This is a genomic window from Runella aurantiaca (assembly GCF_003339505.1).
GTDB classification, from domain to species: domain Bacteria; phylum Bacteroidota; class Bacteroidia; order Cytophagales; family Spirosomataceae; genus Runella; species Runella aurantiaca.
This window is the reverse complement of the sequence record NZ_QPIW01000007.1, coordinates 181,385-208,296: the sequence shown is the minus strand read 5'-3', so window position 1 is coordinate 208,296 and position 26,912 is coordinate 181,385. Positions and strand designations below refer to the sequence as shown.

Genomic DNA, 26,912 nt, shown 5'->3' with positions numbered 1-26,912 from the left:
TAAAACAATCGCATAAAATGAAAAAACTATTTTTTGCCTGTGCAACTTTACTGATGATGTTGGGAAGTTGTAAAAAAGACGAGGTGACAACACCTCAAACCTACAAAGGTGCAGAACAAACGCTCGGAAATGGAAAGGCGTATAGCTGGGTGACATTTTCAGAAAACAACTTGCCCACCTCTATTGGGATGACATTCACAAAAGGGGCATTAGACAACCTATCTCACACGGCACTCACCGCTTTGGTTTTGAAACTGCCGACAGAAGCCGTAGGAAAAACGCCCTTTGACCACATTTTTTTATCGTTTTCGCATACAGGACATGAGCCGCCGGGGATCTATGACGTAGCTCACTTTGACATTCATTTTTATATGCAACCCTTGGCCGAACGAGAGGCCATTCCGCCCTATATGCCTAATACAGCGGCTAAATTTGATAACATACCCGCCGATGGTTACATGCCCAAGCCTTACATTAAGCTTCCTGGGGGTGTTCCAACAATGGGTGCTCACTGGGCAAATCCTACCTCAACAGAATTAAACGGCGGAAAATTTACCGAAACCTTTATCATGGGGTCGTATGATGGCAAAGTAACGTTTTATGAGCCTATGGTTACGCTTGCGTTGCTTCAAAGTAGCCCCAATATCACGAAAAGTACGCCTATTCCCACAAAATTTGCGAATGCAGGTTATTATCCCATGAAATACAGTATCAAGCAAGAGGGCGACAATATTGTGGTGAGTTTGGATGAAATGATGATGATGCAATGATAAAATGGCTTTGTTTCAATGGTGCAATTGCTCTGCTGGCAGTTGCACTATTGGCATCTTGTAAGCATGATTCTGATGAGGTATTGCCTCAAAAAGTGGCGTTTGGGCATACCATTATGAAGCCTTGGTTTGATACGCACTGTGCTACCTGCCACGCCACTGGTCGAAGCAATTATTTGAATTGGCATTACAATCCCCAAGATTATGCAGCCACCTTCGACAAATATTACCTTCCAAAGATTTATGAAAGGGTCTATGTCAAAAAAGACATGCCCAAAGATGCGGTTTTGTCTTTGGCAGCACTAGAGACATTCAAGGCTTGGTCGGATGCGGGGTTTCCTGCGAAATAAAAACAGAAGAAATCTTAATTTTTTATCTGTAATCAATTCAAAACAATGAAAAAACTAACCATTTCACTCTTCGTTTTTCTTTTATCAATTATCACTCTATGCGCTCAAACTGACCCTCGTGAAGCCGAACTTCGCCGCCTTGAAAACATTGAGCGAGAAGCCACTATGCGTGGCGATTCGGCTGTTTTGTTTGGAAAAATTTGGTCGAATGAGATGGTCGTAAATACTCCTGCCAACCGAGTAGGTACGGTAGAAGGTACAAAAATGCAGCTACGTACTGGCAATTTGGCCTATGCTTCGTTTGTGCGAAATATTGAAAAAATTACCTTTAACGATAACATTGCCTTGGTGATGGGGGAAGAAATCACAAAACCGCAGCTACATCAACAACATACAGGCAAGACCGTTACCCGTCGATTTACTAATATTTGGAAATACGCTAACAACCAATGGGTTATGATAGGGCGACATGCTACGATTATAAAAGTAGAGCCAGCAGAAGTCTACAAAAAACAAGTACTGCGCCAAATAGATAGCCTCATAAATTACCAAGAAAGGCTGATTCTGACTCAAGATACGGTGGCTATGCGTAAATTTTACCCTGACGATATGGTTATTACCAACCCATTTGGGCAGATGATTGGCAAACAAAAGATGATTGAACGTGTAAAGGCTGGCATTATCAAATACGGTAAGTTTGAAAAAACCATCGAACATTTTGCGATGGAAGGCGATAAGTTGGCTATTGTAGCAGGTAAAGAGGAAGTAACGCCTACAGCTGATGCCAACCGGGCCGATGCCGGAAAAGCCCACCAACGCCGATTTACAGAGGTATGGGTGCTGCGTGAGGGCCGCTGGCAAAGGCTTATACGCCACGCAAGTACAATTTGAGCAAGATTTCAAAAACATTTAAACCAACAATTTTCAAGCAAAGACGTACATTTTTCTCAATGGCTGCTGTGCCGTTTTTGAATATTCCTTTCAAAGAACGCACCGACAAAGCATTTGTAGTAGAAACCAACAAAACCAGATTTAACGAAAATTTGGGCGGCGGCAGTCGAAACGACCTCAAAGTGTCGGGCAAAGATACGGATGGGCAATTAGCTATTTTTGAGATACACACAAAAGGAAATGCTGGCCCCGCCCTGCATATTCATCAAGACCAAGACGAGATAGTAACCGTGATAGAAAGTGATTACCTTTTTCAGATAGGAGATGAAAAAATAAAACTCAAAGCAGGCGATACGCTCTTTATTCCAAGAGGAACGCCCCATGCCTTTGTACATCTTGGCCAAAACACAACAGGACGTAAACTAAGCACCTATCAACCAGCAGGCAATATTGAAGAAATGTTTAGGCAAATAGGCAACCTCAAAGAACGTACACCAGAAAACATACAAAAAGCGATGGTCGTAAATAATTCAAAAATTGTAGGCTCACCATTGAAAGTGGAATAAAAACTCGGTCGATTCTATTTTCGGTCCATTTCACCGATTTCTTTTGTGGTCAAAACTTCGATGATTTTTTTGAAGAACTGTTTTTTAAAATTATGCCCGAACTCAAAGCCAAAGGATTAAGTATTCATTCGTCAGAAGGCCTGCAACGAAGGGCTGACTTGGATAAGCGATTTGACTTGACGGTATTTCCCGAAAAACGCAACGCAATTTTAGAAAAGTATGGTCTTAAAGCCTGAGCATAAAAAATCAAATTCAATGGACAAAACCTACTGCTTTCTGCCCTATTTCTTCGCTACCTTTTTTGTGGTAGTGATTGCCTGTTTTTATCAAAGTTACTTTAGTGAATTTCCTGATTTTCAAAATGTTATAAGCCCAATTGGTAATGTGCCAATTACGATTACGACCGTTACACACTTCCATGCTACAATGGTTGTGCTGTGGTTGTTGTTGCTTATCATTCAGCCTTTTCTGGTAGTAAACAAAAAAGTAGAACTACACCGTCAGTTGGGTAAGGTGTCTTATTTGTTGGTAGCGTTGATGGTATTTTCGTTTGTGTTGATTATCAATCAAACACATAGCCGTGAAAAGAATATCCCTGTTTTTGCGGCTAATCTGTTCGATTTTCCTGTGTTTATGGTGTTTTATGGTTTAGCCATTTACTACCGCAAAAAAACGGCTTATCATTCCCGTTTTATGATTATGAGCATTATTCCCTTTATCAATCCTGCTTTGGCTCGTGTCTCTGTTCCCGGTTTGCCTGTACAGTTGGGTTTGTGGGTGTTATTGTTTGGGATAGAATTCTTCAATCGTAAAATGTATAAGCCTTATCTGATTGGCTTCGGGTATTATATTTTCAATTTAGCAGTTGTCGTGTATTTGCTTTTGGCAAATCCTGCCTTGTTAGAAAAGCTCCGGACAATGATTTGGGGTGATATTACCGTTGAATAAATGGGCTACATACCTGGAGCACAGCCTGATTTTTACATCAAAGACCGTCAATTTTTTGTTTTTTAGATTTTAACAAGAGATTGAATACCACAAGAGCATTGTTTGTTTCCGATACCGTTTAATAAATTATGCTTTTCTTCTTTGAATATCAGGGACTTTGGGTGTATTTTTAAGAAATAGACCCTGCCTTGCTATGCTTCAAATTTTACCACCACATCCGGCCCTACGGCCTTTTGTAAAAGCGTACTGGTATTTGCACTTACAGCACAAAGCCCCTGCGATTAGCATTCCCATCGCGCCTATTCCCGAATCCTGTCTCTATTTTTACCCAAAAGATAGATTACACGTAAACTATTTGGATAAATCAACTCAAACGATTCCCGATAATATCATTACTGGGCAGGTGACGGTTCGTCACAATTTAGTAATTCCCAACAACTATCTGATGTTTAAAGTCTTGCTTCAACCGTCTGGCTTTTTTAGGTTGTTTGGTATTCCGATGACATTATTTGCGGGTAGTTATGAAGAAATCAATTTGGTATTAGGAAACGAAATCAAGGAAATACGGGAAAGAATTGAAAACGCGGCTACGTTTGGGCAAATGGTGAGCATTACGGAGGCTTTTTTACTTCGAAAAATCGTTAATTACAGGGTAGAAAAACACGCCATTGATGCTGTATTGGAGCAATCCAATTTTTACCATTTTTCTTTAGATCAATTGGCGCAGGAGGCTTGTTTGAGCAGTCGTCAATTTGAACGGAAGTTTTTGGAGCGGACTGGCGTATCACCCAAATTTTATAGCCGCATTGCGCGCTTCAATCAGGCAATGAAACTGAAACAAAAGGCTCCTCAGTTGAGTTGGATGCACGTTGCCCATGACTGCGGTTACTTCGACCACAATCACTTATTGCGTGATTTTAAGCAATTTACGGGCGAAGTTCCGAGCGGTTTTGATTTTGAGAAAGCCGTGATTTACTGATAAAATGTCGTTTTTTTACTAAGTCTCCTCTTAAAGGGTTAAGTAGATTTGTGAAATTATCAATTCAATCCAATTTTCTGCCCAATGATGCCATTTATCAACTCCATTCGCCCCGTTGCGTTGTATTTGCTTGTTCTTATCTCGGGTATTTACGCAGGTTTGCATTTTTCGGGCATGATAAACCCTTTGGTTTTTGGTATTATCAATGCCAAAGGCGATTTGATGAATTCGGTAGATTGGGCCAAATCTTGGCAAATTACCGACGGTTTTATGCGAGTGCGCATGGAAGTTTTTGGGCCCATCATTCTGTTTGGGTATATTATTGCATTGCTCTTGTTTATCAACAAATGGCGAACGCCAATATTTTGGTTGATTTTAGCCGCTTTGGGGCTATTTATAGCTGATGTAATGCTGACTGGCAACCAACAGATTCCAATCAATCGCTACATCGAAACCTTGGATTTTCAGCACCTTACCGCCGAGCAAGTGGCAAAAATCAATGAAATGCACCCGCAGGTAATCAAGAATTTTCAAAGCAGGGAGTGGTTTTCTATTTTGGGTTTTGTGTTGGTAGCTTTGACGCCGTTTGTTTCAATTCGGCATGACAGTACGGTTCAGAAGTGAAGTTTAGTTGCTAATTTTCATTATCAAGAATTTAAAAAAAGCAGTTTTCTATGCCTGTCAACTACAATACAACTGCCACAAAATGGGCTTTGCTCATCTATAGCATTCTTACGCTGCGCCACTTTGGCATTGTATTAATGTTACAATTCATCGTGAATCCTCAATTTGCCAATGTCCATGAAAACTTTCTGCTTTATACAAAGACCTACAACGGCTTGATGATTTGGGTTGGGTACGTGCCAGCCGTTTTAATGCTGTTTTCGGCGATTTCAATGATTTGGCTGGCGCCCCCTATTTTTCCCAAATGGGCTGTTTATATCAGTGTAGTCTTAGGCGTGATTTCCGTAGCAACTACCCTATGGGTGATGATGCCTATCTATAACCAATGGGCGATCACGGGCTATAATGCGACGCAAAACCAACAGCTGTTGTCCCAAACGCTTTATTTCCAAATTATCCCTTCTGCCCTACAAGTGGCCATCCTTATTTCATTTCTGCATAAGTATCTCCAAGACGTTAAACCTGTAGCCAAATGGATATTCCTGCTTGTTGTCGTGTTGAACTTCTACAATATGGGCACAACGAGCATTGAAGGTAGCTTGGCGTATCCATTATGGGAAACCGTGGGAGCAAAGGATTGGCTGGCCTATCGGCAAACTCCCCCCAACTTATTGTTTGGCATTATGTTCGTTTTTGCGGCTTTTTCTCCTATTTTTCTAATGATTGCTATGTATTGGCGCAGACCAAAAGAAGTTTCTAAATACTTGGTGACCAGCTATTTGTTGTTTGTGCTTTACCTTTTTGTGATTACATTGCTCTACTTTGTGCCTGATTTTCAAGTTCCATTAAACAGCGCCTATTCGCTGCCATTAATTAAGAAATTAGGTGCAGATGATTTGATATACAGAGCTGCTGCGGGTCTGGCCTTACAGGTCATCGTGGCTTGGATGTTCCTGAAAATAAGGCCGTCGATTTTGAAGAATGAATAGTTTGTGTTGTTCGTAGCGCCGTTAAATTCAACGATTTTTTACCACTAAAAGCCTCTTTTAAACCTCCATTTTTGTTCAATCTTATTTTTTACAATAACCTGTTCAAAAATGAAAAATTTATTCTTTGTTCTTTTGCTTGCGTCAGGATGCGTATATGCCCAAACGGAAGAAGATACCATCAAAGCCACGCTACTTGCAGAAGCCAAAGCGCTCAAAGCGCATCAGCCCAACGAGGTGCGGAAATATTGGTCTTTTGATGCCACCGATAACAAACACACGATTGTGAGCGTAAACCTACCCGACGGTACCTACACTTCACGTACGGGTGCTGATTTTGCCGGCGACGACGCTTTCCCGCCTGCCATGCCCCTGAGTGTGAGCAACGCCGACTTCCGCATCAAAACGGCGGGGACGATTGCCGCTGCCAACTACCAAACAACCTACACCGCCCCCGACGGCAAGGCAATCAAAGCGCACCGTGTAGTGCTGCTCGAAAAAGTAGGCAAGGATTGGAAAATTACGGCTATCTCCGAACATTATTATTTGCCAAAATAAATTGATAATCAAACTATTGTCTATATTTAAGCAAGTATTAAAGATTGCTTTATGAGTAGGTATTAAGGGAATAGTTCGACAAAAGTACTTGCCATGATTTGCCAACGTATCATTCCTGCCCCAGACCTTCGTCAATACATCAAAGAGTATTTGGTGTTGCACATGAAATTTGGGAAAGACATTCCCACACCGATTAAAGCCTATCCTGTCAATCCCGAAGAGGGGATGACGTTTGTTATTCGAGGCACCAAAACCGCCGAAACCGTAGAGACGGGTGAATTTAAGGTACGTCCTAGAACGTGCATTTTTGGATTACCTGCTACCCGCCAAAATCTGCATTTACCTTCCGAATACATGATGGTTCATGTTCGGTTTCACCCCGGAGCCATTCATAAACTCCTGCGTATACCCATGTACGAACTCTTGCATCAATACGTAGAAGCGCAGGCGATTTTGGGGCGAGAAATAGACGATGTAGAAGACCAATTGGCCAATGCAACTGTTTATGACGAACTCCCTCGCATTCTTGACCGATATTTTACGAAGAAAGTCGCCCGTGTCAAGGTCGGATTTGAGCCGATTGACCGCATTGGAAGCGTCATTTTGGCAAATCCGCAAGGATTTAGCCTTTCCCAAACGGCCAATGATGCGTGTTTGAGTTTTCGGCAATTTGAAAAACGCTTTGAGCGGCAAGTAGGCGTAACACCCAAGTATTTCGCTCGCATTTGTCGGTTTTATCAGGCGTATGAATTAAAAGATACCCGACAAGACTTAGATTGGCTGAGTATCGCGGTAAATACGGGTTATACCGATTACCAGCATTTGGTAAAAGATTTCAAACGTTTTGCGGGAGTCACGCCCAATATGTTGATTAAGGAAAGCAATCTTAACCCCGAACGGCGATTGAAGCTAAATGCTGAATTTGTAGGGTTATAAAAATAGCTGCTTCTGTTTTACCGCCAACGTTCCTGCCGCCAAACTTTTTGTTGGTGGGTTCCGAGAAAAGTCCATGCTACCATACGACTGACTTTTTGTCCTTGAGCCATTTCAATCGTCTGTATTTCAAAGGCTTTTGCCTTTTTTAGGGCTTTGTATAAAAAGGGTAATGTCGTTTTTTTGGAAACCAATGAAGTAAACCAAAAACACTGGTTGGCGATTTGGGCGCTTTGCTCAATCATTTTGGTCACAAATGCTTTTTCGCCACCTTCACACCATAATTCGGCGTTTTGCCCGCCAAAATTCAGGGTTTCTTTTTGGGAGGCACTTGTCCGTCCTAGGTTTTGCCATTTGCGCTGTGTACCTGCGGTGGCCTCGGCCAATGAAGCATGAAAAGGAGGGTTGCACATCGTAAAATCAAATTTTTCGTTGGCTTGCACAACGCCCTTAAAAATGGCGGTGGGAGTTGTTTGCAGACGACATTCAACAAAGGGCGTAAGCACGGGATTGGCCGTCACAATTCGTTTGGCATTCTGAATTGCTTTGGGGTCAATATCCGACCCGACAAAACGCCAACCGTAACTTTGGTGTCCGATAATGGGATAGACACAATTGGCCCCCACGCCGATGTCAAGCCCCGTAATTTCCTTGCCGATTGGGATAACGTTATCATTGACCGAACCCAATAAATCGGCCAAATAATGAATATAATCGGCCCGACCAGGGATGGGAGGCCGAAGATAATTGGCGGGAATGTCCCAGTGTTGAATACCGTAAAAATGAATAAGAATGGCTTTGTTGAGCATTTTGACCGCCTCGGGATTGGCAAAATCAACCGACTCATCTTGGTATTTATTGCGCGTAACAAAAGGGGCCAATGCGGGGCAACTTTTGATAAGTGCGGGAAAATCGTAACGAAAACGGTGGGGATTTCGGGGATGAAGGCTTTGTTTTTCAGTAGAATTCAAATCAGCTATTGACGTCATTGGGAGTTGTACATTTTTGGGAAAACGTAAGTTACTGAAAAATCATCCAATGAATCGTCGAATTAAAGAATGATTTTTTGGATTAAGTACCGCGCGCTAACTGAAAAATTGGGTTGCCTATTTTATATTCTTGAATTTTAATCCAAATTTAATTTCATTCTGAAACAAAAATTTGGGTATTGTACTAATTTTATTTCGTCGTAAAATAGTTTGATATTCTTAATCTAAACATACATAAGTTCATATAATCTATGTCTCTGAGAAAGTGGTTTATTCATTTAACTAGACAATAAATAGTTGTCGGGAAGTGGTCGAAGGAGGCTCCTAAAAAATGGTAGAACATTTTCACAGATAACACCAAACGGGAGATATTTTCCGTCAGTGACCCAAATAGATTTAGTTTGTATTGATCGAAACTGCCATCCTCGCTTGTCGATGGCAGTTTTTATTTTAGAAGCAATACCATCTTCATAGGCTGCTGATTTCGAATAATTTCGATGTTTATTTTGCCGTGCCAATTGACTTCTTGGTAAATATCCAGAAACTCGCGGATGTTCTTGACGTTTTTGCCATCAGCGGTGCGTATTACGTCTTTTTCTAATAAACCGGATTGGGTCAAAAGACTTTTTTGCCCAGTTGAGGTCACAAGAATACCCGTCTCGTCGGGCAATCCGTAGGCCGAGCGGTCGCCTAACCCTTCAATGTTTTTGAGCGTACCTCCCAAAAATGAGATGGTTGAGGTTTTGCCGTCGAGCGATTGCGCATTGATAAGCGCTGGAATGACTGGTTGCAAAGCAAGTTTCTTTAACTCAGGTTTTTGTACTCCAAAATCTGTCATTGAAAAATTTTTAAAGCCGATGAGCAGGGCAGGAGAGTAGGCGCTTACCCGATAATCTCCCGCCGAAGCGTTGATAAATGCGGGGTTTCCTGCGGTACTTTTGGCATCCGTGTTGTTTTTACGGGCCAATGCCAGCGATGCCGAATCTGGGAATAAATTTTGGTCTATGTTCACGCCCCAGTCTTTGATCTGAATGGGGAAGTATTTTTTCATGACAATGTTATGCCTGAACTCATCGCCGCTGTTTTTAAACCACACGTGCGGATGAAAGGAATTATTGACCATGATATTGTTTTCTACTTTGCGGTAAAAACCCTCCCGAAGTTTGAGCCCGCCGTTGAGACAAACGTTATTGTAAATGTGATAATTCGAGGAACCGTCGTCCAAATCAATGTCCCAACCGTGGTCGCAACGAAAACGATTGTGACGGATAATGGTCTGTTTTTGAGCATCTAACAAAATCAGTTCGGGATGCGCCGCCACGAGGCTGTCCATGTAGCTGCGGTTGGCGTACCAGAATCGGTCACGCCCCCAAGAATTAAAAGCACCGTGGTCGCCCGTTTCCAAGACCGTGTTAAATACGTCGTTATACTCCAAAATATGCCCACCCCATGCTCCATCGCCGATGTTGATACCCGCGCGTGGGGTGTTGTAAATGCTGTTGTGACTCACTGTTATGGAGGCTGATAGCTCAATTTGAACCCCTGTGGCCTGTTTTTCCAGTTGACCCATGTCATGAATCAGGTTATCCGTGACTGTACATTCCTGCGGAAAATTGTTGGTTTGTGGGCCAGACGTTTTGTCCAATTTTTGGTACGGAATCGAAAGCTCGTACCGAAACGACGGCGAACGTGCCGCTTTTGGGTCGCCGACAAACGCCACCGCGCTCGCGCCGATGTGGTGAATGTGACAACCGCTGATGGTGGTGTGTTTGTTGTAATTGCTTACCACAATGGCATTCCCGCCCAAATTAGAGAATGTACAATCACTGATTTTGCAGTTTTCGGTGCCGTCAAAAAGTACTGCCCCGCCCCGATAAAAAGTCCAGTCGCTGCGCACCAGCGGTTCTTTGGTTTCCATAAAACTGCGCTCGGTATGCACAAAGTGCAGATCTTTGAGCTGCACATTACGGACGGGCTTGTAGGTCGTGCCCCTCAGTTCGAGGAGATTTTTGAGCGTGGTTACTTCCACCAAAGCGGTGCTAAGATTGATGTTTTGGGGAGGGTAGAAATAAAGAACACGGGTTGTTTTGTCAAAAAACCATTCTCCAGGTGCATCCAGTTCTTCCCTGATATTTTCGACGAAACGGTACTGTTTGTGCATTGGGGCGGGGCGGTTGTTTTGCCAACCTCCCTCCAGTTTCAATTCTCCTTTTTCGTCTTTGCCCGTAATGAGGTAGTGAAACCCGCCCCATTCGCCCGAGTGCAGGGCGTGAACGTACCCGCAAGTCGGATTTTTCCAAGTTTTGACGCGTTCGGGTGAAATCGCATCGGCGGCGGTCCCGTGAAAAACCCGGGCCGTAGCATCGTAGTTAGGATAACGGGCCAACGGCTGCTGCTGACCGTTGATATATAGTTGTTCAAATGCAATATTTGGCGCTACAACCGCCTGATAAATGCCGTTTTGGGAAGGTTTCCAAGCAAGTTGTAAGGGTTGCCCCCCATCAATAAAAACGGGCTCATTTTTATAACCTGTTATCTCCAGTGATTCAAATAAGGCATCGACGGCGTTAATTACCAGTGTTTTATCCAAATAGTAAGTCCCTTTTCTCAATTGAATGGTTACTTTTTGTCCTTTTGCCCCTTGGGCCGACAAGAGCGCTTTGGAGAGCGTTTTGAACGGTTTTTGTAACATACCGTTGTTAGCATCGTTGCCGTTGGGAGCCACATAAAAAGTGACTTGGGCGGTTGCTGATTGCGTCAATAAGGCCGCGAAAAAAAGAAAAACGAAGCGTATAAATGTTGGGGTAAATACAGGCATAATCAAAAACTGGGTTCGCAGAATGGGTTGTACTTAAAATAGGTGAAATACAACTTTTCTACTGTAATCAATCTTTTTTTGGACAGATTATCACGCTTTTCATTTAATATCCTTTTCTTTGAATACAAGATTCACTCCATACCTTAAAATTCTCTTCTGTATAAGCTAAACCTAACAACTAATCTCACAGGAATTTCATGGAAAAAATGATTACCGCTGTCAATGACATTATTTGGAGTAATGCCCTGATTTTACTTTGCCTCGGGGCGGGCATTTACTTTTCGATTGCCACCCGTTTTTTACAGGTTCGTTACGTAAAAGAAATGGTGGCTTTGCTGTTTGGTGGCAAAGCATCAGCCAAAGGCGTTTCGTCGTTTCAGGCGTTTGCCATTGCGATTTCGGGTAGGATAGGCACTGGAAACATCGCTGGGGTGGCTACGGCCATCGCCATGGGAGGGCCGGGGGCTGTTTTTTGGATGTGGGCCATTGCTTTCTTAGGCGCATCCTCGGCTTTTATCGAAGCCACACTTGGACAAATTTATAAGCAGGTCAAAGATGGTCAATACCGTGGAGGACCAGCTTTTTACATCGAAAAAGGATTGGGAATTCAGTGGTATGCTACCCTTTTTGCGGTGGCCACGATTCTGAGTACGGCTTTATTTTTGCCGGGTGTGCAGAGCAACAGCATTGCGTTGAGTGCCAAAATCGCTTTTGATATACCAGTAGAAATAACGGGCGGTATCATAACTATTTTGCTGGGACTCATCATTTTTGGCGGTGTGAAGCGCATCGGACAAGTGGCCGAAATCGTGGTGCCGTTTATGGCGGGAGGTTATATCCTGATGGCTTTAACTATCATCGGCCTCAATATCACCAAAGTACCCGCGATGTTTAGCCTGATTTTGCGCTCCGCTTTTGACATGGAGCCAGCCTTGGCGGGTATTTTCGGCATGGCTGTAGCGTGGGGGGTAAAAAGAGGCATTTATTCCAACGAAGCAGGGCAAGGTACGGCACCGCACGCGGCGGCAGCGGCTGAAATTAGCCATCCTGCCAAGCAGGGGTTGGTGCAGGCGTTTTCGGTATATGTGGATACGCTTTTTGTGTGTACCGCCACGGCGCTCATGATTTTGTTTACTGGCAAATACAACGTTGTAAATCCTGCGGGTGGTTTTTTGGTGGAAAATGTGCCGGGCTTAGCCATCGGTTCAGAATATACGCAAGCAGCGGTCAATACCCATTTCCCAGCGTTGGGTGGTGGATTTGTGGCGATTTCATTATTGTTTTTTGCTTTTACGACCATCATGGCGTATTACTATATTGCCGAAACCAATTTAAGCTATTTGTCTTCCAAAGGGGATAATAAATGGTTGGTAAACGGGCTCCGAGTGATGATTATGGCCGCCACTTTTTATGGTTCTATCAAAACCGCTGCTTTGGCTTGGACCTTGGGTGATATTGGCGTAGGAATGATGGCGTGGCTCAATATTATTGCTATTTTACTACTCAGAAAACCCGCTTTCAAAGCCTTTAAAGATTATGAACAACAGCGAAAAGCAGGCATAGATCCCGTATTCAGTCCCAAGAAGTTGGGGATTAAAAATACGGATGAATGGGATAAAGAATAACCCTTCATAAGTTTGTAGCCGTAATGTTTTAGTAGATTAAAACATTACGGCTACAAATATCTAGAATAGTAGTGATACGCTCAATGGTTATCTGTTTTCCAAAAGACGTATTTTACCGATGGTGAGTTTTCCCGCATTCTGAACAGGTGTATTGTCTGGTAAAACATTTCCCTTAAATACTACCACTACGTAAATATCGGCGGTTTCTTTGCCGTTTTCCAACCACAGTTTTACATTTTTTGTAACATTTACTGGCATAGTTTTATCGCTAGAACTCTGCAAATTATACAAGTCCAAGGTGTTTACAAAGGCGGTGTTTTCTGGAATCGTACGGGTTACTTCTGCTGGGTCGTTGCTCATATAGACTTCATAGACTCCTTCAGGCAATTGATCTAATTTGATTTTCTCCAATAAAAGAGTGTAGCTTTTTGCCGTAGCAGTTTGAAAAGGCTTTAGTCGTTTTAATACCGCTTGACTCCTAATTTGCTTGTTTGAGAGTTCGATTCCTCTGCTGCTTTCGGCAATCACGGAAGTGTTTTGGGGTGGCTTACAGGCCGAAATAGCCGCGTTTTCGATTGTTAAAACCGAAAACGCAGCCAAGACGATTGAAAAATGAGCTTTGAAATTCATGAAGCCAATTATTTTTGTGCTTTCTGAATAACGAAATTAATTGCCCCTATCTGTACGTTTCCGTTGGTTTTTATTTCACTACCCTTTACTGAATTTCCCCTTACAACCACTGTCAATTCGGCCTTTTTTAAATCACTTGGTTTAAGTTTTAGGGCGTTTACGGCAGTGGTTACGTTGATCATTATGGGGTGCTTTTCTCCGTGGCCTTCATGGGCCGTAGCCGTAAACAAGTCAAGCGTACCCGCAAAGGATTTGCTTTTAGAGGTGGGGACTTCGTTGGCTGGTAAATTGAGGTAAATTTCAACCGTACCTTCGGGGAGCTTGTCTACTTTTATGTCTTCCAATTCCACAAAAAGTTTGTCAGAAATATCGGTGGTTGATACCAATATTTTGTCCATTTTATTGTCCCTAATCATCTTATCAAAGGTAGCGGCATTGGACCGGGCGAAAGAAATCTTTGCGCGATTGTTTTCGATTTTTGTGATGCCTTCAATGCGCAAGGGTCTAAATGTAATCCATCTCCAACGCTCAAGGTTAGCAATGACAAAATTACAGGGCAACATAAATGGAAAATCGTATCGATAATTTAATTGGGTCGCAGTTTTGACAATCTGACTACCCGACATGGTGACGGCGGTTCCGTTTTCATCAAAAAATGTAAAGTTTTGCGTTGCCCAAGCACCTGAGGTGGGGTTTTGTCGTCCGCCGCATTTTCTTAGCCAAGCTTCCCACAGCCGGTCGATGTTGGTATGGTGCAACCAAAAAACGGGGTCTAGCGCGGCTCGATTCACACTTCCCATATTACCACCTATTGCTACGTGTACAGAACCGTGAGGGCCTTCAAGGTCACTGTTAAAATCAAAAAATGGAATATTGTTGAGGGCGTTGTTGATGGAGGTCGAAATACTTGCGGGCAACGCTCCGCCGCTATTGATAGAGGCATTTCTGGTGCTGTTATACAAGGTATTGCTGGCGGCGCTGTTTCGATAGGCTGGATGCAGTACGGCGTTGGTTTGGTAATTCCAGTAGGGCAGGGTGAGGTTGGGATTTCCAGATTTTGCCCGTAAGATTCGTTCAAAAAAATACAGATACATACGATGCCATGACAGAAAGAACTGGGTGCGGTGCTGGCATGAGTTCCAGGAGGGTAGATTGTTGGTAAGGGTAGTGCCGTGAATTGCGGCTTGGTAGGCCCAACTGGTTTTGTTGGTTGTGGGCAGGGCTTTCATGGCCGCTATCCCAGTTTTAATGGAAGCAATTTCGGCGGCAGTCAGGGAATAAACATTTTTCCTAACCATCACTGCCATCGGATTGGTTGCATTATTGGTAAAACTAGTTGCGGGTAAAGATTCAAGATCGTCTGTTTTACAAATGACAATCTCCGAAGAAGCGCTTGATTTGGGCTTAAAATCAACATTGTTGGAAACCCCCAGAATCAATAAAATGATTCCTGTCGAAAAATAGAATGAGTTGAACATAACCATTAGAATTTAGGAAGGGTGACATGCGTAAAAACATTTGATTTTTATACAAAATTGAAGAATAAAATGCAAAAAAAACAAGCGTATTTATACTTGTTTTGCAGGGTATAAATACCTGATTATTAAAGGAGATATGTGGCGGGTCGTTGTCTGTGACTTAGGGCAACACTTATGATGTTTGCGGTGTCAAATAAAGAATGCCTAATCGTTTTGACTTCACACATAAGCTGAAACGCAATTGCGGGGATTAAAATCCAAAAATGTCCATTTTTTCCCACCAATTTCTGCGTATGAATGGGGAGTTTTGCATCATAAACAACCTAAAAGCAAACAAACATGAAACGCAGAAACTTCTTGGCCGTTGCCACGGCTGGCGTAGCCACTCCATCTCTTTTAGCCCAGAAAACGGTCACAACGAACACCCCTCCGTTTGTGGTCAAAGCGGGTGACGCCCGCTTTGGTGTTCATACGCCTTACAAAGGAATTAACCCAAATGACCTTAAAATTTCGGGCAAAGATACCAATGGTCAATTGGCTGTTTTTGAGTATATTGGCAACGATAAAGTGGGGCCTTCTTTGCACGTACATCATGATCAGGACGAGATTTTTTCTATCATTGAAGGGAAGTTTTTGTTTCAGGTAGGCGATAAGCAGTTCACGGCGAATGCAGGGGATACTGTTTTTGGTCCGCGTAACGTTCCTCATACGTGGATACAACTCTCTGAAAAAAGCAAAATCATTTATTACGTTCAACCTGCGGGTAAAATGGAGGAGTTTTTCCTGTCAATGAATGAGTTGAAAGCCCCACCGACGAAAGAGCAAGCAGAAGAGATTCATAAAGCACACGGAATGACTGTTTTAGGCCCGGGATTAACGATAAAATAAACCCAAATTGCTCAGATGATGGTGGCCATCTACGATTATCGACTTCCAAGCCCTGCCTTGCGTGAATACGTGAGGCAGTTTCAGATTGTAGGCTGTGAATTTCCGCGCTCGATGGCGGTTTTACCCGTAAAATCGTATTGGCCTCGTGCCGAAAATTGCTTGTCTTTTTTTCCGAAAGACCCCGAAAAAGTGGAATATGGATTTGATGGCAAATTGGTGGAAAGTACGCGGTCGCGCCTGTATGGGCAACATTCTATCGTTACAAACCGCCACGTAGGGCGGGATTTTATGGTATTTCAAGTGCAATTTCAGCCCGGAGCCTTGTTTCGTCTTACGGGCATTCCTGCCAATGAATTGACCAATACGTTTTTGGATGCTGAGCAGGTGTTTTCTACCGAAATACGCTTAGTCAATGAGCGATTGAGTTACGCGGGTCATTACACCGAAATGATTGAAATTGTAGAAAGTTTCTTATTGCATTTAATCAAAAAAGTAAAAAAGAATGAACGGCCGATTGATAAAGTGAGCCGTTATATTCTACAAAACCCTTCGACTGCTTCTTTGGATTGGCTTGCCGACCAAGCTTGCTTGTGTCAGCGGCAGTTTTATCGTCAATTTATTCAACGTGAGGGGGTTAGTCCCAAGTTGTATGCCCGAATTGCCCGTTTTGAGAATGCCATGAAACTTAAAAACGCCCAACCTTCCAAGGATTGGCTGAGTGTTGCCATCGACTTAGGCTACTATGACTACCAACATTTGGTGCGAGATTTTAAAGAATTTACCAATTTGACGCCCAACGCTTTTTTTCTACAGGATGGTCACTCACCCGAACGAGCCTTTGGGGTGGTGGAGACGTAAGGGGTTAACCTTACAACAAAATCCCAAATTCAGGTTGTATTTTTTCGGGTAAATTATCTTCGCCCAGCATATCTCGTAGGTCAATTTCAATCGTACGAACGATGCTACGCAGCGGAATGTCGTTGAGTAACCCCTCAAAAGGATTTTCACTCACGTCGCCGGTGTATTCCATCAGCATAAATACCCACGTAACCACCAAGTTGAACGGAATCAGGAGCCATAGCATGGTTTCACCCAGTTTAACAAACTCTCCAATCATCCCAAAAGGCAGCAAAACAATAAAGATAAAGATGTAAATCAAACTCGTGGTGGCATATTGGCGCGGAAAAGGCGTGTTTTTGATGCGTTCCGATCGACCTTGCTCAGTATAGAAATCAGTAATGAATTTTTGTAGTTCTATGTGACGAAAATGGTCTATCATACCCTCGCGCCGCAACCTGACCAAATGCTGTGATTGCCTATCCAATAGTTGTGTTGCTCCGTTTTTCTTGGTTTTTAGCCACTCAATTTCTTCAGGTGACAAACAGCGAGCTAAGTGCTCTTCAATGGATTCTGGGTCTTTGGCCAGTGCTTTGCGTTGGCGTTTGCTGGCAATGTCTTCATGTTCCCACGCAGTACGTTGGGCCATTGCGTTTTTGAGCACATGGAGCCAGCCGATATGACGATAAATAAGCGTGCGTATTTCTTGGTTTATCTTGGTTTGTGGTACAGGATGCTCCGTAAAATCGTTGTTAACATAGGCCCTGAGCGTAGCTCCAAACGCCCGACTTGAATTGGTAATGCCGCCCCAAATGATACGTGCCTCCCAGTTGCGGCCGTAAGCTTGATTGTTTTTGAAACCTACATAAAAAGCAGTGGCCGTACCAATCAATGACATGGGTAGCCAAGGAATCGCAACCCACTTCCAACCCAAGTATTGGTAAACGAAAATAGCCAAACTTCCCGTAAGCAACGAAGCTAAAATCATTCTCCAAGTGTAAAAATAAATAATGACAAAATTGAGATGGCGCTTTACGTACATGAGTGTCGGTTTTTTGACCAAAAATAAGAAGTGATTTCAGTTTTGCAATAGCCCGTACTAGGTTTCATCGTTTGGCATTTAAAGATTCATGGGCATTTTCCAGTTAAGGCCAAAAAATCCAATTCCCAACAAAATGGAGGATTTAGCGTCATTATTTAAAATAATTTACTATTTAATTACTATTTATTAAAAAAAATGTAGCATTTTTGAATCAGCGTACAAACCTTGAAATAATAGGTAAGGCGGATATCGTCGGTAAATCATTGTTTTGTATATTTACTATTTTCTAAACCATTTAAACACACACTTATATGAACACCTCACGTCGCGATGTGTTAAAATTAGCAGGAGCGGCCCTTGCAAGCACTGCATTTCCATCCATTATTGTTCCAAATCGTGCTTTTGCGGGCATCAACAGTGACACCCTCAAAGTGGGTCTTATCGGTTGTGGCGGCCGTGGCTCTGGCGCAGCGATGCAAGCCCTCAAAGCAGACTCCAACGTAGTTTTACACGCCCTCGGCGATATTTTCCCTGAACGCTTCGATACGTGTTTGGAAGGATTGCGCAAAGTACACGGAGATAAAGTAAAGGTGGACAATGAGCGTAAATTCGTGGGGTTTGATGCCTATCAAAAAGTGATTGATTCGGGCGTTGACGTTGTTTTATTGGCAACTCCTCCTTTCTTCCGTCCGTTGCACCTTGAAGCGGCCATCAACGCGGGTAAACATATTTTTTGTGAAAAACCGGTAGCCGTTGACGCGCCCGGTATTCGTAAGGTCATGGAATTGGCCAAAGTCGCCAAAGAGAAAAACCTATCGCTTGTTTCGGGCTTTTGCTGGCGTTTCCACGAACCAAAACGTGCCGTATTTGGCAAAATCAACGATGGTTCGATTGGCGAAGTAATGAGCATTTACAATACCTATTATACAGGTGGTGCCTGGAATTTTCCGCGTCAGACTGGTTGGTCAGATATGGAGTTTCAGTTGCGTAACTGGATGTATTACACATGGTTAGCAGGTGACCACATCGTAGAGCAGGCCGTTCACAGCATCGACATGATGTCGTGGGCAATGGGTGATGTTTTGCCCGTGAGCGCCGTCGGAACGGGTGGTCGTCAGGTGCGGGTTGACCCGCTGTTCGGTCATATTTTTGACCACTTTGCCATCACTTACGATTATCCCAACGGGGCCAAAGGGTTCCATTTCTCGCGTCAGCAGGAAAATACGGAGCGTAGCTATTTAGTGGAGACCTTCGGAACCAAAGGCCGTGCGATGGCCAATTGCTCGCGTCCAACGCACAAAATTGAAGGACAAAATCCGTGGGAATATTCGGGCGTACAAAATGATATGTACCAAACCGAGCACAACGAATTGTTTGCTTCTATCCGTAACAGCAAGCCCATTAACAACGGTGAGTGGATGGCCAACAGCACCATGATTGCCATCATGGGTCGCATGGCAGCGTATACTGGCAAGAAAATTACGTGGGAAGATGCCATGAAATCAACCGAGAAACTCGGCCCTGATTCGGTCAACTTCGAGACACCTATTCCAAAAATAGAGGTGGCTCGCCCTGGATTTACGCCTTTCATATAAGTTTTAAAATACTGTCCGTTAGTTGTTATCTGTAAAAACTTATCCGTACAGGATGAATGATTACTGTTAACAATTAACGGACATTTTATTTTCGGATAAACCAAAACCTCTCTCATGCAAAGAAGAACATTTATCAAAAATACCGCCGTGGCGGCTTCGGCGGCAGTAATAGGCGTCGATACGTTTGTGCAGGCTTCTCCCGTGGCACCACCGCTGATTAAGAAGAGCTTGAAATACGGAATGGTAACCGAAAAGCTTTCCGTGCTCGACAAATTTAAACTCCTGAAAGACCTTGGTTTTGACGGTGTTGAGCTGGATTCCCCCAACGATATCGACCCCAAAGAAATATTGGACGCCCGCGACAAAACGGGTCTGGAGCTGCCGGGAGTAGTCAATTCTGCGCATTGGAAATCGCCGTTGTCGAGTGCCGACCCTAAAGTGCGGGAGGTGTGCTCGAAGGCAATGGAAAAATCCCTTTATGACTGTAAAATGTACGGCGGCACTACGGTGTTGCTCGTTCCTGGCGTAGTCAATGAAGGCACCAGCTACAAAGATGCCTATGAGCGTTCGCAGGCCGAGATTCGTAAATTGATTCCGATTGCTGAAAAAACGGGCATCAAAATCGCGCTCGAAAACGTATGGAACAACTTCCTCATTAGTCCCGTTGAAGCGGCGCGTTACGTAGACGAAATCAATCACCCGCTGGTAGGCTGGTACTTTGACGTGGGCAACATCCTCCGTTACGGCTGGCCTGAGCATTGGATTGAAGCGCTCGGCAAACGCATCATGAAGATTGACATCAAGGAATTCAGCCGTAAAAAACAACAGGACGAAGGCCTCTGGAAAGGTTTTAACGTGGAGTTGTTGGAAGGAGATTGCAATTGGCCTGTGGTCAACCAAGCCCTCGCCAAAATTGGTTATTCGGGTTGGGCCTCGGCAGAAGTACCCGGCGGCGACCGAAAGCGACTGGAAGTCATCAGTCAAAAAATGGACGGTATCTTTAAAGCGGTATAAATCAAAAAAGGCAAGTCGGAAGGCTTGCTTTTTTTGTGTTCATTGGACAGATGATTTGAGGTGTATTGGTAAAAGATGTCGTTTTTGTACTTGTCGGTACCTGCATGAACCGGGTACATTTGTTTTGACATTAAACCATCAAGACAATGAAAACAAGTGCCTTTTTTTTATTTTTTCTACTCGGAATCGGATACGTGTACGGACAGGGAGTTAAAAAACAGGAGCCACGCACGATATTGTTCGTCCACGGAGCCTGGGGCGGTGGTTGGGAATACAAAACAATAGATTCAATACTGACTGCACGGGGAGACGTTGTATATCGCCCTACGATGACAGGTTTAGGAGAACGGGTTCATTTGGCCAATCCTGCCATTAGTTTAAAAACACATATTGATGATATTGTTAACGTTTTCCGATTTGAAGACCTGCACAATGTCATTTTGGTGGGCCACAGTTACGGCGGGATGGTGATTTCGGGCGTGGCCGAACAAGTCCCCGAACGTATCAGCAAGTTGATTTATCTTGATGCTTTTGTACCTGACAATGGGGAAAGTGTTTACATTTCCCTTGGACCTAATGGAGATGCCACGACAAAGCCTTTTACCAAAGACGGCTTTGTGAATTACTTTTTTGGACCGACCAAACCGACTCCGCCAACGGATGTGCCACAGCCTCTGAAAACCTTTACGGAACCGCTGGTTATTGCCAATCCTACTGTTAAAAAAATCTCCACTTCGTATATCTTAATGACTCAAAACGCGGATGTTCAAAAAGCAGGGTTTGCGCCTTTTGCTAAAAAGGCAAAACAACGGGGCTGGCAGGTTTTGACCTTAGAAGGGGGGCATTATGCCATGCGGGATCAGCCCGTTGAATTACTGAAAATACTGGAAAAATGTAATTAGATTTGTACTTCGCCGTTACGACGTAAGGCTATGATCTATCAAGAAATAGTGCCCTGCTTGGCTTTACAACCTTTTGTGCAGAATTATCTATTGTGTAACGTAGGTTCGATGCCAGAAGAATTTAGTGTTAAACCTTATCCAACGCGTGTTGAGCAAGCGCTTGTGTTTTTTGCGAGAGGATATATACAATCACATGATCCAATAACGGGTAAAACTTCAAAAATAGCCCATAATGCTTTGTTTGGTCAGCAAGTATCCCGGCTCAATTTTCGTACATTTACTGAACCAGATTTCCTGATGCTAATGGTTGTATTTCAGCCGGGAGCCATGTTTCGGCTGTTGGGTTTTGCCAATCCTGAGCTTACTGCCATGTTTTGCGATGCAGAATTAATTGTTGATAAGGAGTTGCGGTCGGTCAACGACCGGATTGCCAATGCTGATAGTTATCCTCAGATGATTTCACACGCTGAAGAGTACCTGCTCCGTAAACTTAGGTGTATTCAAAGGGAAAAACATCCTATTGATAAGATTGGTCAATTGCTACTGGCCAATCCTACTCCTTTTTCGTTGGATTGGCTTGCCAATCAGGCAAATCTAAGCGCCCGACAGTTTGAACGTAAATTCAGTGAACGTATGGGGATTGGTCCCAAACTGTACAGCCGCATTAGCCGTTTTTATCAGGCTTTTCAGTACAAAGAAAGGCATCCCGGTTTGGACTGGCTCACTGTGGCGGTTCATTTTGGTTATACAGATTACTATCATTTGGTTAAAGATTTCAAGCAATTTGCCAACGTTACCCCTAATCTTATGATCAAAGAATACGCCAAACGTCCCGAAATCATCGTGAATTTGTGAACAATTCGATTGAAATATGGCACTTTTTTACCACTAAATATTGGAGAGGTAGTTGCAGTTTTGTTGGAACAAAATGGATAACAATTTCACTGCTAAATCACTTCAATCATGGAACGCCGCACATTCCTTTCATCAACCATAATTGCAGGGGTAACAATAAATTCTGGCAATGCTTTGGCACATCATGACGCAAAACTTACAGACCGGCCAGTACTTAAGCCATTTCATCTACCGGCAGGAGCAATTTTAACTCCCGGACCGGCAGGTATAAATATCCGGACGATGGTTAAAAGTGGCCAGACCAACAAACAGATTTCGAGTATAGAAGGGGCCATCGCTGCGAAGACGATGGGGCCTTCGCCTCATGTGCATAAGGAATTAGACGAAATGATGTTTGTGCAGGAGGGCACAATACATGTACTTGTGGGCAGTGAAGTGTATGAGGTAAAGGCAGGGGGAATATTGTTTAGACCCCACGGAATTGTTCACACATTTTGGAATGCGAGCAATCAGCCCGCTCGGTTTATGGATATGTTTTTTGGCCAAGACTTTGAGAATTACTTAGAAGAACTATTTTTTAAAATTATGCCCAATGCAATGAAAAAAGGGCTTGCCCCAAACTCAAAAGAAGTGTTGGCTCAGTTGGAAGAGCTTGATACTCGCTACGGAATTGTTGAATTTCACGAGCAACGCCAAGCCATAGTTGAGAAATATGGATTGAAATGATAGTTTTTTATTAAGATTTTTGCTCCAACGCTGTTAGGAAATTGCCCTGACAGCGTATTTTTATTTTTTAGAAAACCGTTAGATAAATTTGGGTACCCTGCTGCTATTTGTTTTGAGATAAAAGGGTAAATTTGTTAATAAGCTGAATCACAATGCTTTTTTTGCAAAACAATGATACTTCAGGATATCCCCTCTAAACCTGGCCTTTCTGAATTTGTCAGAAAGTATGAGGTCTTTCGGTTTGTGTTCGAAAACAATGTTGTGCCTCCTCCTAAGTATCATGTCCCGCGTGCTGAGCATTGTATTACTTTTTATGTGCGTGATGCCCAAAAATTCAGTTTTGCCACGCTCCCTCACATTATTGCTTATCCACAATGCATTATCAATGGCATTCATAATGTGCCAATTTATCGGTATGGAAGCCATGATTTTTGGGCGGTCAAAGTAATTCTACAACCTTCTGCTTTGTATCTACTTACGGGTATTCCTTCGTACGAATTAACCAACACGTTTATTGATGCCGAGGCGGTGTGGGGAAAGGAAGTTCGACACGTATGCCAACAACTCAACAGCACAGATAGTCTGAAAGAGATGCTTGAACATATCGAAAAATTTCTTGAGCATATCATAAAGAAATCACCCCAAGACTGGCGTCCGATTGATAAAGTAGGAACATTGATTTTGCAACCCAATCATGGATTAAGTATAGATAAATTGGCGGACCAATCATGCTTGAGTAGGCGACAGTTTTTTCGAAAATTTGAAGAGCGCATTGGGGTAAGCCCTAAAATGTTTGATAGAATTAATCGTTTTGAAAAATCTTTTCGAACTAAAAACAAGCATCCTGATTGGGATTGGTTGACGATTGCGCTTGCCTGTGGATATTATGATTATCAACATTTGGTAAAAGATTACAAGGATTTTACAAACCTGACGCCCACTGCTTTTTATGAAACGGATAGGCAAGCCCCTGAACGTGTCTTCGGAATTGTAGAAACATAATTGTCAGATTTATTACCACGGCTCTGTTCAAATTCTCAAATCCCGTCAGAAGGCCGTACCTTTGCGGCATGAACAACAATCAACCCATTTCAACGATACTTTCCAACGTAGGTGTTGAAGCATTAAATCCGATGCAACAAGCGGCTCAAAAAGCTATTTTGAACAATAATAACACGTTATTGATATCTCCAACTGGCTCTGGCAAAACCTTAGCTTTTCTATTGCCACTGGTACAATTACTTCAACCCGAAAAACAGACGGTACAGTGTTTGATTCTTACTCCTTCGCGTGAGTTGGCGATGCAAATTGAGCAGGTCTGGAAAAAAATGGCCACGGGTTTTAAAGTAAATGTGTGTTATGGAGGGCACGCGATGGCGACCGAAATCCAGAATTTTAGTGAGCCTCCAGCGGTCTTGATTGGTACGCCGGGCCGCATTGCCGACCACCTGACGCGCAACTCGTTTTCATTGGACGATATTCAGACGCTGATTTTGGATGAATTTGATAAGTCTTTGGAAATGGGCTTTCAGGAGCAAATGGCTTTTATCATGGATGGATTGCGAAATCTCACCAAACGGGTGCTGGTATCGGCGACTGCAGGTATCAAAATTCCTGGGTTTGTGGGATTGGTCACGCCCAACATTGTCAATTTTACACCCGAGGAAGAAGGCCCGCAGGCTTTGGTGATGAAGGCCGTGATTTCGGAAGATAAAGACAAGGCCGATACGTTGTTTCGGCTGATTTGTTCGCTACATTCTGAGTCGGCGTTGATTTTCTGCAACCATCGCGATGCCGTGGAGCGAACCTGCGAATTGTTGAAGGAACGGGGTGTTGAGGCGGCTTTTTACCACGGCGGCATGGACCAAGATGCGCGCGAACGCGCATTGATTCAGTTTAGAAACGGTAGCGTTAATTATTTAGTAACCACCGATTTGGCGGCGCGTGGGCTGGATATTCCCGAAATGAAGCACGTCATCCATTATCATTTGCCCATCCATGAGCACGAGTTCATTCACCGCAATGGCCGAACGGCCCGAATGCACGCCACGGGCAATTCGTACTTGATTTTCCAAAAGGACGAAGTGCGCCCGCAATACGTGGAAAACAACATGATTGAAATTCAGCTTTTGGACACTTACCCGTTGCCCAGCCCGCCCGAATTTGTGACGATTTATGTCAGCGGAGGTAAGAAAAATAAGCTAAACAAAGTGGATATTGTCGGTTTTTTCTCCCAAAAAGGCGAACTCGAAAAAGGAGATTTGGGGCTGATTGAAGTGAAAGATTATATCTCCTTCGCCGCCGTAAAACGTACCAAATATAAAGCGCTGTTGGAGAAAATCAAGGAAGAGAAAATGAAAGGCAAAAAGTATAAAATTGAAGTAGCACGGTAGTTTTTTGTGCTGTGGCGTGTGTCTTTGTGCTGCGGTAGGTGTCTTTATGCTGTGGTGGGTGTCTTCACCCACCATTTGTTGAGCAAGTACATGGTGTCGGCCTGAAATTATTCCTGCAATTTTGGAATTTAATTCCAAAATTGCAGGAATAATTTTTCTTGATAGTTATGCACAAATTATCTCTTCACTGCATCGTATTATTATTCATTTTTTTATCGAATTCGGTTGCTCATTCTCAGCCCAAAACCCATGTTTTGATGGCGCAACTGATGACCGAAAACCCACATGCCATTTTTCAGGAAGTGATCAGACATCCCGAAAAATACCGCCTTCAGGTTATTTATACACAGATTGATCGGGATAAAAACAACAAGCCCTCTTTTAAGCATTTCTATTTTAATTTGGACAGCACCTTTTATTTCAATCCTGCCTCTACCGTCAAGTTACCGTTGGCGCTGTTGTCCTTGGAAAAGCTGAATCAAATCAACAAGCCGGGCGTCAATAAGTTTACGGCGATGCAGTTTGACAGTGCCTTTGGCGGCCAGACCCGGGAATGGAAAGATGAGACTTCTGAAAACGGATACCCTTCCATTGCTCATTTTATCAAAAAAGCTTTTCTGGTCAGCGACAATGATGCGTACAGCCGCATGTATGAGTTTGTGGGGCAGCAGGCTATCAACCGCGCATTACACGCCAAAGGATACCCCGATACGCGCATCACGCACCGTTTTGTGCGTATGACCCCCGACGAAAATCGCCATACCAATCCCATCCGTTTTATCAATGAAGATGGCTCATTGATCGTGGCCCAACCCGCAGCGTATAACTCTGACCCGTTTGATTTTAGCCGAATCGCAAAAGTAGGGAAGGGATACATGAACGCAAAAGACAGTCTTATCAACGAGCCGATTGATTTTACAACGCGCAATAAATTACCGCTGGAGGCTTTTCAACAGATGTTGCAATCGGTGATGTTTCCGCTGTCGGTACCGGCCAAACAGCGGTTCAATCTGACAAAAGAAGATTACGGCTTTCTGTATCAATACCTTTCTCAGTTTCCGGGCGAAACCAATTATCCAAAATATGACGGAACGCAATACTACGATAGTTACGTCAAATTCTTTTTTCAGGATAGCACTCATCACCAACTGCCGGAAGGGGTGAGGGTTTTCAATAAAGTGGGTTGGGCATACGGTTTTTTGACGGATGCGTCGTACGTAATAGATTTTAAAAACAAGGTAGAATACATGCTGTCGGCAACGGTGTATGTCAACAGCGACGGCATTCTGAACGATAATAAGTATGAATACGAAAGTGTCGGTCATCCGTTTTTGTATCAATTGGGACAAACGATTTACCGATATGAATTGGCGCGCAAAAGGACATATCGACCAAATTTGGGAAAGTTCAACATCACGTATGAGAAACGCATGAATGACAACCGGCCCGTTATTAAAGACGTGGATAATTAAAATCTGCGTGAGCGCATACCGTTTACTAAATTGATTGGTTAAA

Annotated in this window: 27 protein-coding genes; 22 read left to right on the top strand and 5 right to left on the bottom strand. The window is 43.4% G+C overall.

Annotated features, from left to right (window positions below; genetic code table 11):
• Positions 1–17: 17 nt before the first annotated feature.
• From DVG78_RS11310 to DVG78_RS11265, 11 genes are all read left to right on the top strand, one after another.
• A complete protein-coding gene (locus DVG78_RS11310) occupies positions 18–770 on the top strand; it encodes a hypothetical protein (protein ID WP_114461185.1) in 753 nt (250 codons plus the stop codon).
• Positions 767–1,120, top strand: coding sequence for a hypothetical protein (locus DVG78_RS11305; protein ID WP_114461184.1), 354 nt, complete (start codon positions 767–769; stop codon positions 1,118–1,120). Before DVG78_RS11310 ends, DVG78_RS11305 begins: the two co-directional genes overlap by 4 nt.
• Before the next feature lie 45 nt (positions 1,121–1,165).
• A complete protein-coding gene (locus tag DVG78_RS11300) occupies positions 1,166–2,011 on the top strand; it encodes a nuclear transport factor 2 family protein (RefSeq protein ID WP_114461183.1) in 846 nt (281 codons plus the stop codon).
• Positions 2,012–2,070: 59 nt separating this feature from the next.
• Entirely contained in the window at positions 2,071–2,577 is a 507-nt protein-coding gene (locus tag DVG78_RS11295) for a cupin domain-containing protein (protein WP_114461182.1), read from the top strand.
• A 92-nt stretch (positions 2,578–2,669) separates the two neighbouring features.
• On the top strand, positions 2,670–2,813 hold the full coding sequence (locus DVG78_RS30055; RefSeq protein WP_158550009.1) for a hypothetical protein: 144 nt from the start codon (positions 2,670–2,672) through the stop codon (positions 2,811–2,813).
• A 19-nt stretch (positions 2,814–2,832) separates the two neighbouring features.
• Positions 2,833–3,525, top strand: coding sequence for a hypothetical protein (locus tag DVG78_RS11290; protein ID WP_147277055.1), 693 nt, complete (start codon positions 2,833–2,835; stop codon positions 3,523–3,525).
• Between the two features lie 193 nt (positions 3,526–3,718).
• A complete protein-coding gene (locus tag DVG78_RS11285; protein WP_114461180.1) occupies positions 3,719–4,504 on the top strand; it encodes a helix-turn-helix domain-containing protein in 786 nt (261 codons plus the stop codon).
• Positions 4,505–4,588: 84 nt separating this feature from the next.
• Entirely contained in the window at positions 4,589–5,128 is a 540-nt protein-coding gene (locus DVG78_RS11280) for a hypothetical protein (RefSeq protein WP_114461179.1), read from the top strand.
• Positions 5,129–5,178: 50 nt separating this feature from the next.
• Positions 5,179–6,117, top strand: coding sequence for a hypothetical protein (locus DVG78_RS11275; protein WP_114461178.1), 939 nt, complete (start codon positions 5,179–5,181; stop codon positions 6,115–6,117).
• A 108-nt stretch (positions 6,118–6,225) separates the two neighbouring features.
• A complete protein-coding gene (locus DVG78_RS11270) occupies positions 6,226–6,672 on the top strand; it encodes a hypothetical protein (protein WP_114461177.1) in 447 nt (148 codons plus the stop codon).
• A 93-nt stretch (positions 6,673–6,765) separates the two neighbouring features.
• Complete coding sequence (locus DVG78_RS11265; RefSeq protein ID WP_114461176.1) at positions 6,766–7,608, top strand: helix-turn-helix domain-containing protein; 843 nt, start codon at positions 6,766–6,768, stop codon at positions 7,606–7,608.
• Positions 7,609–7,625: 17 nt separating this feature from the next.
• On the opposite strand, the gene rlmF is transcribed toward DVG78_RS11265, so the two are convergent.
• Together rlmF and DVG78_RS11255 are read right to left on the bottom strand one after the other, a co-directional pair.
• Entirely contained in the window at positions 7,626–8,594 is a 969-nt protein-coding gene (rlmF, locus tag DVG78_RS11260) for a 23S rRNA (adenine(1618)-N(6))-methyltransferase RlmF (RefSeq protein ID WP_114461175.1), read from the bottom strand.
• 445 nt (positions 8,595–9,039) lie between these two features.
• Positions 9,040–11,412, bottom strand: a complete 2,373-nt coding sequence (locus DVG78_RS11255; RefSeq protein ID WP_114461174.1) for a PDZ domain-containing protein — start codon at positions 11,410–11,412, stop codon at positions 9,040–9,042.
• A 197-nt stretch (positions 11,413–11,609) separates the two neighbouring features.
• Between DVG78_RS11255 and DVG78_RS11250 the strand changes: the two genes are divergently transcribed.
• Complete coding sequence (locus tag DVG78_RS11250; protein ID WP_114461173.1) at positions 11,610–13,037, top strand: alanine/glycine:cation symporter family protein; 1,428 nt, start codon at positions 11,610–11,612, stop codon at positions 13,035–13,037.
• 87 nt (positions 13,038–13,124) lie between these two features.
• Here DVG78_RS11250 and DVG78_RS11245 read toward each other — a convergent pair whose 3' ends face one another.
• Both DVG78_RS11245 and DVG78_RS11240 read right to left on the bottom strand, forming a co-directional pair.
• Positions 13,125–13,667: a hypothetical protein gene (locus DVG78_RS11245; protein ID WP_114461172.1), complete on the bottom strand. Its 543-nt coding sequence runs from the start codon at positions 13,665–13,667 to the stop codon at positions 13,125–13,127.
• Between the two features lie 8 nt (positions 13,668–13,675).
• Complete coding sequence (locus DVG78_RS11240; RefSeq protein ID WP_158550008.1) at positions 13,676–15,145, bottom strand: tyrosinase family protein; 1,470 nt, start codon at positions 15,143–15,145, stop codon at positions 13,676–13,678.
• Positions 15,146–15,484: 339 nt separating this feature from the next.
• On the opposite strand from DVG78_RS11240, the gene DVG78_RS11235 reads away from it, so the two are divergent.
• Together DVG78_RS11235 and DVG78_RS11230 are read left to right on the top strand one after the other, a co-directional pair.
• Positions 15,485–16,033, top strand: a complete 549-nt coding sequence (locus DVG78_RS11235; RefSeq protein ID WP_114461170.1) for a cupin domain-containing protein — start codon at positions 15,485–15,487, stop codon at positions 16,031–16,033.
• A 15-nt stretch (positions 16,034–16,048) separates the two neighbouring features.
• Entirely contained in the window at positions 16,049–16,891 is an 843-nt protein-coding gene (locus DVG78_RS11230; RefSeq protein ID WP_229598201.1) for a helix-turn-helix domain-containing protein, read from the top strand.
• Between the two features lie 10 nt (positions 16,892–16,901).
• On the opposite strand, the gene DVG78_RS11225 is transcribed toward DVG78_RS11230, so the two are convergent.
• On the bottom strand, positions 16,902–17,912 hold the full coding sequence (locus tag DVG78_RS11225; protein ID WP_114461169.1) for a bestrophin family protein: 1,011 nt from the start codon (positions 17,910–17,912) through the stop codon (positions 16,902–16,904).
• Positions 17,913–18,223: 311 nt separating this feature from the next.
• Between DVG78_RS11225 and DVG78_RS11220 the strand changes: the two genes are divergently transcribed.
• The 8 genes from DVG78_RS11220 (at position 18,224) to DVG78_RS11185 (ending at position 26,869) form a co-directional block, all read left to right on the top strand.
• On the top strand, positions 18,224–19,507 hold the full coding sequence (locus DVG78_RS11220) for a Gfo/Idh/MocA family protein (RefSeq protein WP_114461168.1): 1,284 nt from the start codon (positions 18,224–18,226) through the stop codon (positions 19,505–19,507).
• Between the two features lie 114 nt (positions 19,508–19,621).
• A complete protein-coding gene (locus DVG78_RS11215; protein ID WP_114461167.1) occupies positions 19,622–20,521 on the top strand; it encodes a sugar phosphate isomerase/epimerase family protein in 900 nt (299 codons plus the stop codon).
• A 146-nt stretch (positions 20,522–20,667) separates the two neighbouring features.
• The gene (locus DVG78_RS11210) at positions 20,668–21,423 is read left to right on the top strand and encodes an alpha/beta fold hydrolase (RefSeq protein WP_114461166.1); all 756 of its coding nucleotides are present in this window, start codon (positions 20,668–20,670) and stop codon (positions 21,421–21,423) included.
• 297 nt (positions 21,424–21,720) lie between these two features.
• Entirely contained in the window at positions 21,721–22,278 is a 558-nt protein-coding gene (locus tag DVG78_RS11205; RefSeq protein ID WP_158550007.1) for a helix-turn-helix domain-containing protein, read from the top strand.
• Positions 22,279–22,386: 108 nt separating this feature from the next.
• Positions 22,387–23,004 (top strand): cupin domain-containing protein, encoded by a 618-nt coding sequence (locus DVG78_RS11200; protein ID WP_114461164.1) that lies wholly within the window; start codon positions 22,387–22,389, stop codon positions 23,002–23,004.
• Positions 23,005–23,175: 171 nt separating this feature from the next.
• The gene (locus DVG78_RS11195) at positions 23,176–24,006 is read left to right on the top strand and encodes a helix-turn-helix domain-containing protein (protein WP_114461163.1); all 831 of its coding nucleotides are present in this window, start codon (positions 23,176–23,178) and stop codon (positions 24,004–24,006) included.
• Positions 24,007–24,074: 68 nt separating this feature from the next.
• On the top strand, positions 24,075–25,397 hold the full coding sequence (locus DVG78_RS11190; RefSeq protein ID WP_114461162.1) for a DEAD/DEAH box helicase: 1,323 nt from the start codon (positions 24,075–24,077) through the stop codon (positions 25,395–25,397).
• Positions 25,398–25,654: 257 nt separating this feature from the next.
• Entirely contained in the window at positions 25,655–26,869 is a 1,215-nt protein-coding gene (locus DVG78_RS11185; RefSeq protein WP_229598200.1) for a serine hydrolase, read from the top strand.
• The last annotated feature ends 43 nt before the right edge of the window (positions 26,870–26,912 follow it).